Raw genomic sequence first — 15,132 nt, forward strand, 5'->3', positions numbered from 1 at the left:
TTAACTAATTGCTGGAGGCGGTCGTGGGCGGCAGAACTACGGCGTTAGCGGCGGCCGGGCTCGTGCTCGGTCTCCTCGTGGCGGGGGTGACCAGTGCATCGGCGGCGGATCCACTGGTCTCCCGCGGCAAGGCGGTCACGGCTTCCTCCATCGAGGGAGCCGGTTTCGAGGCGGGCAAGGCGGTCGACGGCAGCACGTCGACCCGCTGGGCCTCGGTCGAGGGACACGACCCGGAGTGGCTGCGGGTCGATCTCGGCTCGGAGCACGCGATCAGCAGGGTCAAACTCGACTGGGAAGCCGCGTATGCGAGGTCGTATCGCGTGCAGACGTCCGCGGACGGTTCGGCGTGGACCGACGTGTACTCGACGACCGCCGGTGACGGTGGGGTCGACGACCTGACGTTGTCCGGCTCGGGCCGGTACGTGCGGGTCTACGGCACGGCACGCGGCACGGCGTACGGCTACTCGCTGTGGGAGTTCGAGGTCTACGGCGTCGACGGCGGCACCACTCCGCCGACCACAACTTCAACCCCACCGGCCCCAGGTCTCGGTTATCCGTTCGGCAGCAGGCAGACCCCGTACGCGGCGGGCATCCTGCGCCCGTCCGGCAGCACGTCGACCCTGGACGCCCGGATCGTCGACTACTACCAGCGCTGGAAGGCCGCGTTCGTCAAGCAGAACTGCGGCAACGGCTGGTACCAGATCATCTCGCCGGACGCGGAGTTCCCGTACGTGGCCGAGGCGCAGGGCTACGGCATGGTGATCACCGCGACGATGGCGGGCGCCGACCCGGACGCGAAGAAGATCTTCGACGGCCTGCTGAAGTACAAGCTCGCGCACCCGTCGGTGAACAACCCCGACCTGCTGGCCTCCGAGCAGGACACCGCGTGCCGGAGCGTCAACGGCAGCGACAGCGCGACCGACGGCGACATGGACACCGCCTACGGGCTGCTGCTCGCCGACCGGCAGTGGGGCAGTGCCGGCACCTACAACTACAAGCAGATCGCGGTCAGGAACATCAACGCGATCAAGAAGAGCCTGATCAACCCGAACACGAACCTGCTGCTGATGGGCGACTGGTCCGGTCCGGACAACAGCAGGCAGTACTACGGCTCCCGGTCGTCGGACTGGATGGCCGACCACTTCCGCGCGTTCCGCAAGGCGACCGGCGACTCGGCGTGGGACACGATCCGCACCAAGCACCAGGACCTGATCGCCTCGCTGCAGTCGAAGTACGCGGCGAGCACCGGCCTGCTGCCGGACTTCGTGCAGGACACCAACTCCTCGGCCAAGCCCGCCGTCGGCGAGATGCTCGAAGAGGCCGCGACCGACGGCAAGTACTGGTACAACGCCTGTCGCGACCCGTGGCGCATCGGGGCGGACGCGGCGGTCACCGGCGACGCCAGGTCGCTGGCGGCGGCGCGCAAGCTGAACACCTGGATCAAGGGCAAGACCGGCGGCGACCCGAACAAGATCGCGGTCGGCTACCAGCTGGGCGGCACGCAGATCAACAGCGGCAGCGACTCGGCGTTCGTCGCGCCGTTCGCGGTCGCGGCCACGACGGACTCCGGCAGCCAGGCGTGGCTGGACGCGTTGTGGAACAAGATGCTCGCCACGCCGATCGACACGAACACGTACTTCGGCGCGAGCATCCAGCTCCAGGTGATGATCACGGTGAGCGGCAACCACTGGATCCCGTGACCTCGTCCGCGGTCACAACTTCTGGCGGAACCACCGGCGGATGAGGCTGATGGTGATGGCGATCATGAACAGGTAGCCGAAGGCCCTGATCCCGTCACCGTTCACGTCGCGTCCGCCGGTGTACGCCGCGGCGCCGTAGAAGAAGAAGGCGACGTCGGCGACGAGCATCACGATGATGGCCCAGCCGGTCCACGTGCGGTACTTCGCGTTGATGAACGTGCGCTGGTCGTGGTGCACGTTCATCTGACCGTCGCCCTGGTTGGCGAAGACGTTGCCGCCGTTGGACGCGCTGTTCTGCTGGTACGGCCCGAACTTGGGGTCTCTAGGAGCGTTCATCGGGTTTCCCGTGGTTCAGGTGGATCGTGAAGTCGCCGCCGCCCTGGTTCGCGTAGACGTTGCCGCCGCTGGTAGCCGTGTTGTGCTGCACCGGGCCGCTCTCGGCCGGTGGGGTGCCCGGCCGGCCTTCCAGTTCGGCGATCAGCCCGCGGACGTCCGACTCGAACGTCCGGTGCCGCACCTGCCAGTACATGGAGAGGCTGAGCAGCTCGATGTCGGCCGGGAGCAAGGCGCGGTCAGGCAACTTGGTGTCGTCCAGCAGCACCGGCACGACCTGCATCTCGCGCTCGAACGCCATCCGCAGTTCGGTGCGCACCCAGTCGCGCTCATCGTCCAGGCACCGCACACCGTTGCGGTTCTTGATGGTCAGCCACGACGGTCCGATCACGGCGAGCACCACGTCCGCACGTTCGAGCTCGCGCCGGATTCGCCGCGGGTACACCGAACCCAGCGGCAACGAGTCGCGGTCGCGGAACACGTTGTCCTGGCCGTAGTGCTGGGCGAGGAGGCCGGCGATCGCCGCCGTCGCGTGCACGCTGTCCTTGATTCGGTAGCTCAGGAAGATGCGGCGCACGGCTCACCACCCTCCGCCGGCGTGAACTTGCCGACTTCGACCTCCGCGGCGCGCAACACCCGGTCGCCGTGCAGATAACCGCCGCGCACCTCGCGCAACACCACGCCGTCGTGCTCGGCGCTGTTCACCTCGGCGACGCGCACCGCCTGGTGCAGGTTCGGCGTGAACGGCGCGCCCACGCAGGCCATCCGGTTGACGCCCTGCCGCACGAGCAACTCCTCCAACTCGTTCGAGATCGAGTCCACGTCGTCGCACCGCGGTGCCGCCCCGATCCGGTCGAGCACGAGGATCACCTGACGCAGCACGGGGTCGAGGATCTGCCGGACCCGGTCCTCGCCCGCCTGGTCGAGCTGGCGGCACAGCTCGTCGTACATCTGCTTCTGCAGCCGGTCGTTGAGCAGCCTGCGCTGGAACAGGTCGCGCAGCTCGGCGAGTTCCTTGCCGAGCTCGTGTTCCGGGGTGTCCTCGTCCATTCAGCGCCCCTTCCGCTCGACACGGCCGAGCGCGGTGGCGGCCTTGAGCCGGTGCTTCCACATCGGCTTGTAGCGCAGGACGTAGAACATGCCGCCGATGAGCACCATCATCAGGAAGCCCATGAACACGCTGCCGGGACTGCCGGAACCCATCCCGCCGAGGAACGGGATGATGCCGAAGATCAGCAGGGCCAGGAACACTTGGGCCAGTTGACCCAGTCCCACGTCGGCTTGCGCGCCTCGGCGGCCATCTCGCGGAGTTCCTGGACCAGTGCCGCGATGTCGGGATCGCCGGTCTTGAGGTTCGCGATGGTGTCCGCGCGCTTCGCCACCAGCGACGCCTGCTCCTCGGACAGCACGTAGAAGCCGCCTTCGTTGATCATCTGGCCGTACGCCACGAACGGCCCGAGCTTGCCCAGGTGGTCCATCAGTTCGTCGTGCAGTGCGATGGCCAGGTAGTAGCGGAACGCCGGGTTGTCCGGGTGCTCGCGCACCACCGACTCCATGATCTCCAGGGCCTTGCCGCCCATGTCGTTCTGCAGGTACACCTGCGCGATCGACGTGCGGTACTCGGGGTTGCCGGGGTCGAGCCGCAACGCCTCCTCGTACTTGCGCAGCGCCTGCTGCCACTTGCTCATCGCGGCATAGGCCTCGCCGAGCCCGTAGTGGTACAGGGAGTTCTGCGGGGCCAGCCGAATCGCCTCGGCGAACTCGTACTCGGCATCGCCCGCGTTGCCCATCAGGAACGAGGAGTGCGCCCGCACGAACCACGCCGCGTCGTCGTTGCCCCGCAGGTTGATCGCCTCGCGGGCGGCGTAGTTGGCGGCGTTCGGGTTGTCCTGGTCGAGGTAGGTGCGGGCGCGGTCGAGCCAGTCGATGCCGTTGCCACCCGCGGCCGGTCCCGTCGGAGGCCGGTAGTCGGCGAGCTCGCGGTCGAACGCGGCCCGCGCGCTCGCGTCGAGCAGCACCTTCTCCGCGCGGTCGATGTCGCGGACGCGGGCCTCGGCCTCGGCCCGGCGGTCGGGATCGGCGCTGCCCTGCCGTTTGATCCACTGCCGGCGCTGCTTGGTGATGGCCTTGCGGATCTCGTCGGTGCCCGCGGCCTGGCCGACCTGGAGCACCTCGTAGAGGTTGACGAACTGGGAGGTGGTCACGGTCAGCTCACTTCCAACGCGCGGATCTTGCCGGTCGCGAGGTCCTTCTCCGCACTGTCCATGTTGGACACGTCGTGGACCTCGAACGTGCCCAGGGAGCGGTTCGTGGTGAGGTCGGCGACCTCGATGAAAACGGTCTGGTCGATGTCGTAGGCGAACGTCACGTCGACCGGCGCGCCCGCGGGATGGGCGGGGATGGGCAGGACCTGCTCGCCGAGCACCTTCACGAACGACGGGTCCGCGTCGTCTCCCTGGGTCACCGAGACCCTGATCTCGGTCTGGTTGTCCGAGACCGTGCGGAACGAGTCCGTGTGCTTGGCGGGAATCCTGGTGTTGGGCGCGATGATGACGACGTTCTCCATGCCGCCGGTGTCCGCGCGGGCCAGGATGCCGAGGCCCTGCGACGTCACGTCCCTGATCGTGATGGCGGGCAGGGCGGACTTCGTGCCGGTCCGCTCGACGTCGACGATGTGCGCCTGCACGGCCGCGCCGAGCGCGACGACCTCGTCCGGGTTGACCGCCCGTTCGGGTTTCTTGCCGGAGAACGACTCCACCATCTCGCGCACCATCGGCATCCGGGTCGACCCGCCGGCCAGCAGCACGGTGTCCACATCGGACCACGACAGGCCCGCGTCCTCCAGCACGATCGCGGTGAGGTCCCGGGTCCGGCTGAGCAGGCTCGAGGTCGCCTCCTCGAAGTCCTGCCGGGTCACCTCGACCGTCTTGGTCGTCCCGCCGGCGCTGAGCACGACCTTGGTCTTCTGGATCGTGGTCAGCGCGCGTTTGGCGGTCTCGGCCTTCTCCCGCAGATCCGCCTCGGTGTGGTCGTCGTCGAGCAGGTCGGGCCCGCCCAGCTCCTGGAACCGGGCGTTGAGCAGGTTCATCAGCGCGTTGTCCCAGTCGAAGCCGCCGAGGTTGCGGTCGCCGTTCGTGGCGACGGTGGTGAACTCGCGGTCCTCGATCCGCATGACCGTCACGTCGAAGGTGCCGCCGCCGAGGTCGTAGACGAGCACCGTGCCCGCGTCCGCCGTGTCCAGGCCGTAGGCGAGGGCGGCGGCGGTGGGCTCGTTCAGCACCCGGTGGACTGTGAGCCCGGCGATCGTTCCGGCGTCCTTGGTGGCCCGTCGCGCACCGTCGTCGAAGTACGCCGGCACCGTGATCACGGCCTGGTCGACGGGCCCGCCGAGGTGCAGCTCGGCGTCCTCCTTGAGCCGTTTGATGATCAGCGCGGAGATTTCCTCCGGGCGGAACGCCACGCCGTCGGTGGTCTCGAAACGCCACGTCGCATCACCCATGGCACGTTTCACGAATTGCACGGTGTCGAGCGGCGCCATTGCGGCGGAGCGTTTCGCCATGGTTCCGACGAGGGTCGTGTCGGATTGGAATAAAACCACGGAAGGCGTGATGTTCTCGCCCTCGCGGTTGGTGATGATCTCGGGTCTGCCCAGCTCACCCATTACGGCGACGGCCGAGAAGGTGGTGCCCAGGTCGATGCCGATCAGGTGTCCCAACCTCATCACCTCTTTTCTGTGGCGTTTTCCGGCGGGCCGGTCATTGCGTTTTCTGATGGCTCGTCTTGATTCTGCGCACTACATCGCGAGGCCCGATCGTGGTGTTAACGAAAAATGTGGACAGAAAGTGGACACGGGTTCGGGGTTGACCTTGACCCAGGGGCAAGGTTGGAGGCTTTGCGTCATGAACAACGACTTCGTCGCAGAGACCGCCGCCCGCTTCGACATCCCCGGCGGCGCCGTCGGCGTCCTGCACGACGGCCAGGAGCACTTCTTCAACCACGGCGTGACGAGCGTCGAGAACCCGTTGCCGGTCAACGAGGACACGCTCTTCCTGCTCGGCTCGGTCACCAAGACCTTCACCGCGACCGCGATCATGCGCCTGGTGGCTCAGGACCGCGTCTCGCTGGACGCGCCGGTGCGGGAGTACGTGCCGGAGCTGACGTTGCTGGACGACCGCGAGTTCACCGTCCGGCAGCTGCTCAACCACACGTCCGGGCTCGACTGGGGCACGCTGGCCGACACCGGCGAGGGCGACGACGCGCTGGCCCGGCACGTCGCCGAGCTCGCGACGCTGAAGCTGATCGCACCGGTCGGGGAACGCCCGTCCTACAGCCAGTCCGGGTTCAACCTGGCCGGGCGGATCATCGAGAACGTCACCGGGCAGACCTACGAGCAGGCCATGACGTCGTTGCTGCTGGAGCCGATCGGGCTGGGCAACACGCACTTCGACCGGGACGCGGTGATGACCCGCCGGTTCGCCGCCGGGCACGAGAAGGGCGAGATCGCGCGGCCGTGGCGGCACTGGCGCGGCAACAACCCCGGCGGTGGCATCGCCGCGTCGGTCAAGGACCTCCTCGCGTGGGCGCGCTTCCACCTGGGCGACGGCGACGGGGTGGACCTGGCCGAGATGCGCAGGCCGACGGCGTTGTTGCGGGGCAGCAACCTCGGTGACGCCATCGGAGTCGGCTGGTTCCTGCGCGAGATCGACGGCGTGCAGGCGATCGGGCACGGCGGTTCGTCCAACGGGCAGTTCGCCGAGCTGCTGCTCGTGCCGTCGCGGAACTTCGCGGTGGTGTCGGTCGCGAACCAGGGCCCGGACGGGATTCCGTTCAACCAGGCGATGGTCCGGCGCGCGCTGGAGCACTTCGTCGGCCTGCTGGACCGGGACCCGGAACCGTTGCCGTACAACGCTGTTCAAGCTGCGGAGGTGGCCGGCGGGTACGACAACGACGCGATGGTGATGACCATCGACGACACCGGGGCCGGGCTGGTGCTGGAGGTGCTGATCCGGCCGGAGATCCGCGAGTCCGCGGAGATGGAGCTGCCGGCCGACCACGCGCCGTTCCCGATGGCGCTGCTGCCGCGCGACGAGTACATGATCACGGACGGCGCTTTCACCGGGCAGCGCGGGTTCTTCACGCGGGACACTCAGGGCGTGATCATCGGGGTCGATCTCGCGGGTCGCATGTTCGGCCGGGTGGGATGATCCGGGGGTGATCACGATCGGCCAGCTCGCCCGGTACGCGGGCGTGACGATCAAGGCGGTGCGGCACTACCACAAGGTGGGGCTGCTCGCGGAGCCCGCGCGGGACGTCTCGGGTTACCGGCGGTACACCGCCCAGGACGCGATCGACCTGGTCAAGATCCGCACGCTCGCCGAGGCCGGGGTGCCGCTCGCCCGCGTTCGAGAGCTGCTGGCCGCGGGCGAGGACGAGTTCGCCTCGGCGATCACCGAGATCGACGAGGCGCTGCGCCTGCGGGAAGAGGAGATCCGGCTCGCCCGCGAACGGGTCGTGCGGCTGAGCGCGGGCAACGGGTTGTTCGTGTCCGCCGAGGCCGCCGCGATGCTCGACCGGCTCAGGGAGATCGGGGTGAGCGAGCGGGGCGTGCGGATGGAGCGCGACGTCTGGGTGCTCATGCAGACCGTCGCGCCGGACGAGGCGGCGGTGTGGCTCGCGGACAAGACGGATGCCCTGGCCGATCCCGAGTTCCGGGAGATCTACCTCGGGTACGACGATGCGTTCGGCTGGTCGCCGGACGACCCGCGGCTGCCCACGCTTGCGAGGCGGGCGGCCGAGTGGATGTCGTCGAGGCAGGAGCTGCCGGTGGCGGACCCGGAGATCACCGCGCTGGCGATGTCCGCGGCCGGTGCCTCGTCGCCGGCGTGGCACCGGATGGCCGAGCTGGCCCGGTAGGACAGCTGACTTGAGTCCGGCTTGAGCGGCCCGGTCATACGATCCCGGCATGGGGACCCGACGAGTTCTTTGCATGATCTTGGCCGCGTTGCTGGTGCTCGGTGCCGCGGGACCGGCACAGGCGGAGGAGCGTCAGTTGTTGTTCTACAACCACGCTTGGGGAACGTTCGACCGCGCCACCGCGGACGCCGTCGAACACTCCGCCTACATCAAGCAGTTCGCCGACTTCGAAGTCCGCACGACCACCGGTGCCGACGGCAAGAAGTGGACAGGCCGCTATCTACGCGGCCGCGAGACCTACCTGGAGCTGTACGGCATCGGTGACGTGGGTGGTTCGGACGGTGAACTCGGCTCCGCCGGCCTGGGGATGTCGACCGAACACGACCGCGATCTCGACGCCGTGAAGACCCGCCTTCGTGCCGCCGGCCAGACACCGATCGACTTCACCCAGACCCGGGACTTCGGTGACGGCAAGCCGGTGCCGTGGTTCGACGCCGTGTTCCTGGTCGAGCGCTACGAGAAGTTCGGCGCCTGGGGCATGGAGTACCGCGACGAGTACCTCGCCGACCCGCGCAGCAAGGTGGGCCCGGCGCGGTTCCCCGGTGACGTCAGCCGGGAGCGCTACCTGCCGGACGAGTACCAGAACCGGCTGATGCGCGACATCACCCTGATCCACGTCGCCGTGACCGCCGCCGACCTGGCGCCCACCGTGCCGCTGCTGCGGGCGGGCGGGTTCGCTGTGTTCGCCGACCAGACCGGGGTGGTGGCGGTGGGTGGCGGGACGACCATGCGGTTCGACGAGGTGCCGAAGGGGCGGACCGGGCTCAAGCGAGTGGAGTTCGCGCTCAACCGCTCGACGCCGCCGCACGTGGAGCGGCTGGGCACGTCCACGCTGGTGGTGGGGCCGGGGAAGCGCGCGGTCTGGACTTTCTGACACTCTTGGACCATCCGGGTCAACGAACGGGGTGTCGGGCGGGTGTCGCTGGTCGGGCGGGAGCGGGAACGGGAACGGCTGGCCGCGGTGGCGGCGTCCGGTGGGGCGCTGGTGATCGTGGGCGAGCCCGGCGTCGGGAAGTCGGCGCTGCTGTCCTGCCTCGACGGCCACCTGGTGGTCGGCGTCGAAGCCGAGCAGGACCTGCCGTACGCCGGACTGCACCAGGTGCTGCACCCGTTCCTCGACCTGTCTGCTCTTCCGGACGTGCGGCGGGCCGCGCTGGAGGTCGTTCTCGGACTCTCCGACGGGCCCGCGCCGCCGGTGCAGCTGGTCGGGCTGGCCGCTCTGGAGCTGTTGGCCGAAGCCGTTGTGCTGGTGGACGACGCGCACTGGCTGGACCGGGCGAGCCAGGACGTCCTGGGGTTCGTGGCGCGGCGGCTGACCGGTGGCGCGCTCGTGGTCACCGCGCGGGAACCGGTGTTCGCGGGCGTACCCACGATCGAGCTGGAACCGTTGGCTGATCAGGAAGCTGATGTGCTGCTCGCGGCGGTCGCACCTGGTCTGGACGCGGAACGACGGTCGCGGGTGCTCGCGCGGGCGGCCGGGAACCCGTTGGCGCTCACCGAACTGCCCTTCGGCGGCAACACCCTGGAAGAGGCGTTCGCGGCACGTTTCGCGACGCTGCCTTTTGAGGTGCGGTCGGCGTTGCTCATGGTGGCGCTCGGCGGGACTCCTGAAGTGGATCTGACAGCGGCGGTCGAGGCCAGGCTCGTGCAACGGGACGGGCGCTTCCGGCATCCGTTGATCAGATCGGCTGTCGTGCAGGCGGCGGGCGCGGCTGAAGTCCAGGCGGCACACCGGGTGCTGGCGGACGCGTCGGACGAGCCGGATCGGCGGGCGTGGCATCTCGCCGGTGCCACGCGGGGCAGCGACGAGAACGTGGCCGGTCTGCTGGAGAAGACGGCGGACCGGGCGTTGCGGCGGGGTGGCGCGGCGGCCGCGGTGAGCGCGTTGGAACGGGCGGCGCGGCTGGGCGACGACCGCGAGCGGGCCCGGAGGCTTCTCGGAGCCGCCGAACTGGCGGCGGAGGCGGGTCGGCGCGACGACGTCGAGCGGATTCTGCTGGACGTGCGCGGGTTGGACCTCACGGCTCGGGAACGGGCGTTGGTGACCTGGTTGCCCACGGCGTTCGACGACGGTGTCGGAGAGGGCGCGGCCGGGCCGGGGGAACTGGTCGGGCTGGCCGAGGCGGTGGTCCGCGACGGGGACGTCGAGCTGGGGATGCGGATCTTTTGGAGCGTCGCGATGCGGTGCTTCTGGGTGGAGCCGGGGGCGGAGGTTCGGGAGCGGATCGCTTCGGTGGCGCGGAGACTGCCGATCGAGCCCGGTGATCCGCGGATGCTGGCGATGATGGCCTACGTGTGCCCGGTCGGGCAGGGTGACGCGGTGGTGGCGGGGCTGCGGGCAGAACCTGTCACCGATGACCCCGCCACCCTCCGCCTGCTGGGCAGCGCGGCCCTCCAGGTCGGCGCGTTCGCGGACTCCGTCCGGTTCTCCCTTGCCGCACAACGAGGTCTGCGCGCCCAAGGCCAGTTCGGACTGCTGACCCGCGCCCTCGCCGTCGAAGCCTGGAGCCGGACCCGCCTCGGCGACATCACCGCAGCCGAACCCGCCGTCGCCGAAGCCGCCACGCTCGCCGAGGAGACCGGGCAGCCGTACATGCGCGGCCTGGCCGCGGCCGTGCAGGCCGAGATCGCCGCCCTGAAAGGCGACTACGAGCAGGCCGCCGGCAAGGCCGCCGAAGCCGAACGGATCGGGCTCGCGGCCGGGGCGCGGCCCGTGCTGGCCACCGTGCAGCTGGCCAGAAGCCTTGCCGCGCTGGGAGAAGGCCGGTACGCCGACGCGTTCGCCGCCGTTCGCCGCATCCACGACCCGGCTGATCCCGCCTACCAGCTGGCGTTGCGCCGGTACGTGCTGCCCGAACTCGTCGAGGCCGCCACCCGCAGCGGCAACTCCGACGAGGCCGCCAAGATCGTCGAGGAGCTCGACACCGCCACCAGGTCGCCCGCCCTCGCCGCGGGGCTGAGGTACGCGCGTGCCCTGCTGGCTGAAGGCGACGAGGCCGAGGCCCTGTTCATGGCCGCGCTCGACCACGAAAACTCGCCGTGGGACCGGGCACGGACGCAGCTCGCGTTCGGGGCGTGGTTGCGCAGGCAGCGCAAACCGGCCCAGGCTCGGCCGCACCTCAAGGCGGCCAAAGAGGCGTTCGAGGCGTTCGGCACCAGGGGCTGGGCGGAACGGGCCGGAGAGGAGCTGCGGGCGTCCGGCGAGTCGCGCAACGGGACCGGCGAGCTGACCGAGCACGAGCTGACCATCGCGCGAATGGCGGCGGACGGGCTGACCAACAAGGAGATCGGCGAGCGGCTGCACCTCTCGCACCGGACGGTCAGCACGCACCTGCACCGGATCTTCCCCAAGCTCGGGGTCACGGCCAGAGCCGAACTCAAGCAGGCCCTGATGACGTACGCGGACACCGTCACGTGACGGGCGCGAACGCCAACCGCTGAGCCCTACCGTCGAAGTCATGATCAGCAGGCGACAGTTCTCCCAGGCACTGGCCGTAGCGGGCATGGCGGCACCGATCGTGACGGCGACGGCCAAGGCGAGCACGCCGATGTGGGGGCCGATCAAGCAGGTCAGGGCCGGTTTGCTGGACGTCGGCTACGCGGAGATGGGCCCGGCGGACGGCCCCGTCACGATCCTGCTGCACGGCTGGCCGTACGACATCCACAGCTTCGTCGACGTGGCACCGGCTCTCGCCGCGCAGGGCCACCGGGTGCTCATCCCGTACCTCAGGGGCTACGGCCCGACGCGGTTCCTGCACGCCAGGACGATGCGCAACGGTCAGCCGGCCGCCGTCGCGAGCGACCTGATCGCGTTCATGGACGCGCTCAAGATCCGCAAGGCCACCCTCGCCGGGTTCGACTGGGGCGCCCGGACGGCGTGCGTCACCGCGGCGCTGTGGCCGGAGCGGGTGAAGGCGCTGGTGTCGGTCAGCGGCTACCTGATCATCAGCCTCGCCGCGAACCGGGAACCGCTGAGCCCGCAGGCCGAACTGGGCTGGTGGTACCAGTACTACTTCGCCACCGAACGCGGCGAGAAGGGCTACACGCAGAACACCTACGAGTTCAACAAGCTGATCTGGAAGCTCGCCTCACCGCAGTGGAACTTCGACGAGGCCACCTATGCCCAGAGCGCCACCGCCTGGAAGAACCCGGACCACGTCGCGATCGTCATCCACAACTACCGCTGGCGGCTCGAACTCGCGGAGGGCGAGCACCGTTACGACGGTCTCGAACGCAAGCTGCAGGCCAGGCCGGTGATCAGCGTCCCGACGATCACGATCGCCAGCGACTTCGACGGACCCAACAAGTCCGGTGCGGGCTACCGGGACCGGTTCACCGGACGCTACGAGCACCGGATCCTCGACGGCATCGGGCACAACGTGCCGCAGGAGGCGCCGGAGGCGTTCACCCGCGCCGTGGTCGACGCGAGCCGCTGAACACCTCCGGCCGCGCTCAGCTCACACAGCAGGCGGAGTGAGGATCCCGCCGGCCGTCGTGCGGATGCGAAGTGAGGAAGTCCTCGCATCCCGCACGATCCGGTCGACGTCGTAGGCGACCAGCTTGCCGCCGCGCTTCACGATCCGGCCGTCCGAGAACACGGTGTCGACGTTGGCAGGGGTCGCCGCCTGCACCAGCGTGGTCTCGAACAACCCGCCGGGCGCGAGGTTGATGTCGTTGGTGCGCACCAGGATCACGTCCGCCCGCTTGCCCACCGTGATCGACCCGGTGACGTCGCCGAGCCCCAGCGCGCGGGCGCCGTTCACCGTCGCCATCTGCAGGACGTCGCGGAACCCGATCTCCGGCAGACCCGCGGAAGGCGTGCCCTGCCACGGAATTCCGGTGTTCCAGACGAGCCGCATCGCCTCGAACATGTCCGACGGCGCGATGGACGTGGCGTCCGACGACAGCGAGGTCGGCACACCGGCCTTGCGGAACCGCAACAACGCGTCGCGCGGATCACCCGCGGTGCCCAGCCGGAACTCGGAGTGCGGCGACCAGCTGTGCGGCGTGCCGGTGCGCGCCATGATCTCCATGTCGCTATCCAGGGCCGTGACGTAGTGGCACAGCAACGTCTTGGGCCCGAGCCAGCCGCGTCGTTCGTAGTCTGCGGCGTCCACCGTTCGCGGCGGCGCCTGACCGGCGTGGATCGCGATCGGCAGGCCACGGCCCAGCGCCGCCTCGATGTCCGCGAAGAACGCGGGCTCGGTGCTCTGCGACAACCCACGCAGGTTGACGCCCAGGTGCACCAGGCCGTCGAACGCGGTCCCGCCGCTGAAGTACTGCTGCCGCACGCGATCCACGTCGGTGAGGTCCATCGGCACGTCACGCGGCATCTGGTCCACGTGGCCGTAGGAGAACCGGGCGCGCAGCAAGCCGTCGCGGTGCGCGCGGAGTTCGGCGTCGGCGTGCGCGGGGGAGCGGGTGTTGTTCGACCAGTTGTGCACGGTGGTCACGCCCGCGTTCGCCAGTTCGGCCAGCCCGAGCAGCACGCTGCGGTAGACGTCCTGGGCGCTGTACAACGTGGACGTCGCCCGCTTGGCCGCGAAGTAGGGGAAGCCGTCGGCCACGAAGTTGCGGCCCAGCGCGCTCCACATGTGGTGGTGGGTGTTGACGAAGCCGGGCATGACGATCATGTCGGTCGCGTCGACGATCTTCGCGCCGCGGGCGTGGAGATCCCGTCCGACGGCCTCGATCCTGCCGTTGTCGATCAGGACGTCCGCGCGCGGCAGCACCCCGAGCGTCTGGTCGACGGTGACGACCGCGCCGCCGCGGATCAGGTAGCGGCGGCGGACGCCGTCAGCCTCCGCGGTGGCGGGGACGGTCGTCGTGGCGGAGATCGCCATTGCGGCGCCAAGGGATTTCGCGAGTGTCCGTCGGTTGATCATGCGGCCTCCAAAAGCAGGGAAGGCCTGCATGCTCGCTCCAGTTCAGCGTCCTGTCACCCGCGTGGAAGATCCACCGCGCAAACGGCTCACCGCGCCTGCTCCAGTGGGCGCAGGTGCTTCGCCGGATCCGCCGTGAGAGCGTCGATCTGCGGTCGGGCGGCCTCCAGCCGGCTGGCCTCGGTCGCCTGACGGCGGATGATGTCGTCCACGTTGGACGACTGCACCAGCAGTCCCGGTGCGACGAACCAGCCCTCGGGGAACTTCCGGCCGGACTTGGCGTGCTGGGCCAGCATGTACCCGGCCACCGCGCCCTTGAGGAAGTGCTCGGCCGACACCGTCGCGAACAGGTGCCCGTCCTTGACGCCCTGCAGCGCCTTGGGATCCACGCTGAACGCCCCGGCCAGCCACTTCGCGTTCTTCTCGGCGTGCACGGCGGCGAGGTTGATCGCGTCGACGTCACCGGCACCCAGCAGCGCGACGGCGTCCGGGTTCGCGTCGGCCAGCCGTTGCCACGTCGCGAGGTTCGCCGTCAGGTCGCGCCCGGTGTCGAGCGGCCCGATCACCTGCAGCTTCGGCATCCGTTCGAGCAGCCGGGCCCGCATTCCCAGCGACCGCTGGTCCAGCGCGGGCATCGCGGGGGAGTTGCTGCCGATGATGATCTTGCCGCCGGTGTCCGGCGTCAGCCGGTCCGCCGCCGCGTCCGCGAGCAGCCTGCCCATCGCGAAGCTGTCGTTCTCGATCATGAACTTGACCCCGCTGGCCGGCGCGACCTGGCCACCGGCGATCGCGATCACCGGGACGCCCTGCTCGATCACCTGGGCCGTCGGCTGGGCCACCAGTTCCGGTGCGACGGCCGACAGTCCGATCCCGCCCTTGGCCCGCGTGGCCAGGTCCTTGAGCAGTTCGACCTGCTTGAGACCGTCGTGCGTGTCCGGTCCGGTGACCTCCGCCTTGACCCCGCCGGCGATGGTCGCGCCCACCCGGAACCCCTCGCTCATCTCCCTGGAGAAGTCGCGGCTGTTGTTCTGGGCGACGAATCCGATGGTGGGCGGGTCATCGGACGTCTTCATCGCGCCGCACCCGCTCACCCCCGCTGCTGCGAGCAAAAGCGCAGGTAGGGCGAGATGGGCGACGCGAATCATGGGGCAGCCCCGTCGGTTGTTCGTTTGGAGGCGTCAGAGGCTAGTGCACGGCGCCGCGAGGTGTCGGCTTGCGTGGAATCCTTTGGCTGCGTACCAATA

At 69.4% G+C, this 15,132-nt stretch carries 14 protein-coding genes; 6 read left to right on the forward strand and 8 right to left on the reverse strand.

Annotated elements, in window-relative coordinates:
* The first annotated feature begins 23 nt into the window (after positions 1–23).
* Positions 24–1,700, forward strand: a complete 1,677-nt coding sequence (locus G7043_RS14335) for a glycosyl hydrolase family 8 (protein WP_166046097.1) — start codon at positions 24–26, stop codon at positions 1,698–1,700.
* A 12-nt stretch (positions 1,701–1,712) separates the two neighbouring features.
* Here the strand turns inward: G7043_RS14335 and G7043_RS14340 are convergent, their stop codons facing one another.
* From G7043_RS14340 to G7043_RS14365, 6 genes are read right to left on the reverse strand one after another with little or no spacing between them, the layout of a single operon-like run.
* A complete protein-coding gene (locus G7043_RS14340; protein WP_166046098.1) occupies positions 1,713–2,036 on the reverse strand; it encodes a hypothetical protein in 324 nt (107 codons plus the stop codon).
* The gene (locus G7043_RS14345) at positions 2,023–2,610 is read right to left on the reverse strand and encodes a toll/interleukin-1 receptor domain-containing protein (protein WP_166046099.1); all 588 of its coding nucleotides are present in this window, start codon (positions 2,608–2,610) and stop codon (positions 2,023–2,025) included. Before G7043_RS14345 ends, G7043_RS14340 begins: the two co-directional genes overlap by 14 nt.
* Positions 2,592–3,083 (reverse strand): nucleotide exchange factor GrpE, encoded by a 492-nt coding sequence (locus G7043_RS14350; RefSeq protein WP_166046100.1) that lies wholly within the window; start codon positions 3,081–3,083, stop codon positions 2,592–2,594. The genes G7043_RS14345 and G7043_RS14350 overlap by 19 nt, the downstream gene beginning before the upstream one ends.
* Positions 3,084–3,284 carry a hypothetical protein gene (locus G7043_RS14355; RefSeq protein WP_166046101.1) on the reverse strand — a complete coding sequence of 67 codons (201 nt, stop codon included), beginning with the start codon at positions 3,282–3,284 and terminating at the stop codon, positions 3,084–3,086.
* Positions 3,266–4,237: a tetratricopeptide repeat protein gene (locus G7043_RS49855; RefSeq protein ID WP_166046102.1), complete on the reverse strand. Its 972-nt coding sequence runs from the start codon at positions 4,235–4,237 to the stop codon at positions 3,266–3,268. The genes G7043_RS14355 and G7043_RS49855 overlap by 19 nt, the downstream gene beginning before the upstream one ends.
* 2 nt (positions 4,238–4,239) lie before the next feature.
* The gene (locus G7043_RS14365; RefSeq protein WP_207311142.1) at positions 4,240–5,754 is read right to left on the reverse strand and encodes an Hsp70 family protein; all 1,515 of its coding nucleotides are present in this window, start codon (positions 5,752–5,754) and stop codon (positions 4,240–4,242) included.
* Between the two features lie 178 nt (positions 5,755–5,932).
* Between G7043_RS14365 and G7043_RS14370 the strand changes: the two genes are divergently transcribed.
* The 5 genes from G7043_RS14370 to G7043_RS14390 are packed head-to-tail and all read left to right on the forward strand — an operon-like array spanning position 5,933 to position 12,442.
* The gene (locus tag G7043_RS14370) at positions 5,933–7,237 is read left to right on the forward strand and encodes a serine hydrolase domain-containing protein (RefSeq protein ID WP_166046103.1); all 1,305 of its coding nucleotides are present in this window, start codon (positions 5,933–5,935) and stop codon (positions 7,235–7,237) included.
* A 7-nt stretch (positions 7,238–7,244) separates the two neighbouring features.
* On the forward strand, positions 7,245–7,946 hold the full coding sequence (locus G7043_RS14375) for a MerR family transcriptional regulator (RefSeq protein ID WP_166046104.1): 702 nt from the start codon (positions 7,245–7,247) through the stop codon (positions 7,944–7,946).
* A gap of 49 nt (positions 7,947–7,995) precedes the next feature.
* Positions 7,996–8,880, forward strand: a complete 885-nt coding sequence (locus G7043_RS14380; protein WP_242642247.1) for a DUF5829 family protein — start codon at positions 7,996–7,998, stop codon at positions 8,878–8,880.
* 42 nt (positions 8,881–8,922) lie between these two features.
* Complete coding sequence (locus tag G7043_RS14385; protein ID WP_166046105.1) at positions 8,923–11,424, forward strand: helix-turn-helix transcriptional regulator; 2,502 nt, start codon at positions 8,923–8,925, stop codon at positions 11,422–11,424.
* Positions 11,425–11,464: 40 nt separating this feature from the next.
* Positions 11,465–12,442, forward strand: coding sequence for an alpha/beta fold hydrolase (locus G7043_RS14390; protein ID WP_166046106.1), 978 nt, complete (start codon positions 11,465–11,467; stop codon positions 12,440–12,442).
* A 21-nt stretch (positions 12,443–12,463) separates the two neighbouring features.
* Here the strand turns inward: G7043_RS14390 and G7043_RS14395 are convergent, their stop codons facing one another.
* A complete protein-coding gene (locus G7043_RS14395) occupies positions 12,464–13,891 on the reverse strand; it encodes an amidohydrolase family protein (protein ID WP_166046107.1) in 1,428 nt (475 codons plus the stop codon).
* Between the two features lie 86 nt (positions 13,892–13,977).
* Positions 13,978–14,961 carry a sugar ABC transporter substrate-binding protein gene (locus tag G7043_RS14400; RefSeq protein ID WP_166046108.1) on the reverse strand — a complete coding sequence of 328 codons (984 nt, stop codon included), beginning with the start codon at positions 14,959–14,961 and terminating at the stop codon, positions 13,978–13,980.
* Positions 14,962–15,132 lie beyond the last annotated feature (171 nt).

Source organism: Lentzea alba (assembly GCF_011067745.1).
Taxonomy (GTDB): domain Bacteria; phylum Actinomycetota; class Actinomycetes; order Mycobacteriales; family Pseudonocardiaceae; genus Lentzea; species Lentzea alba.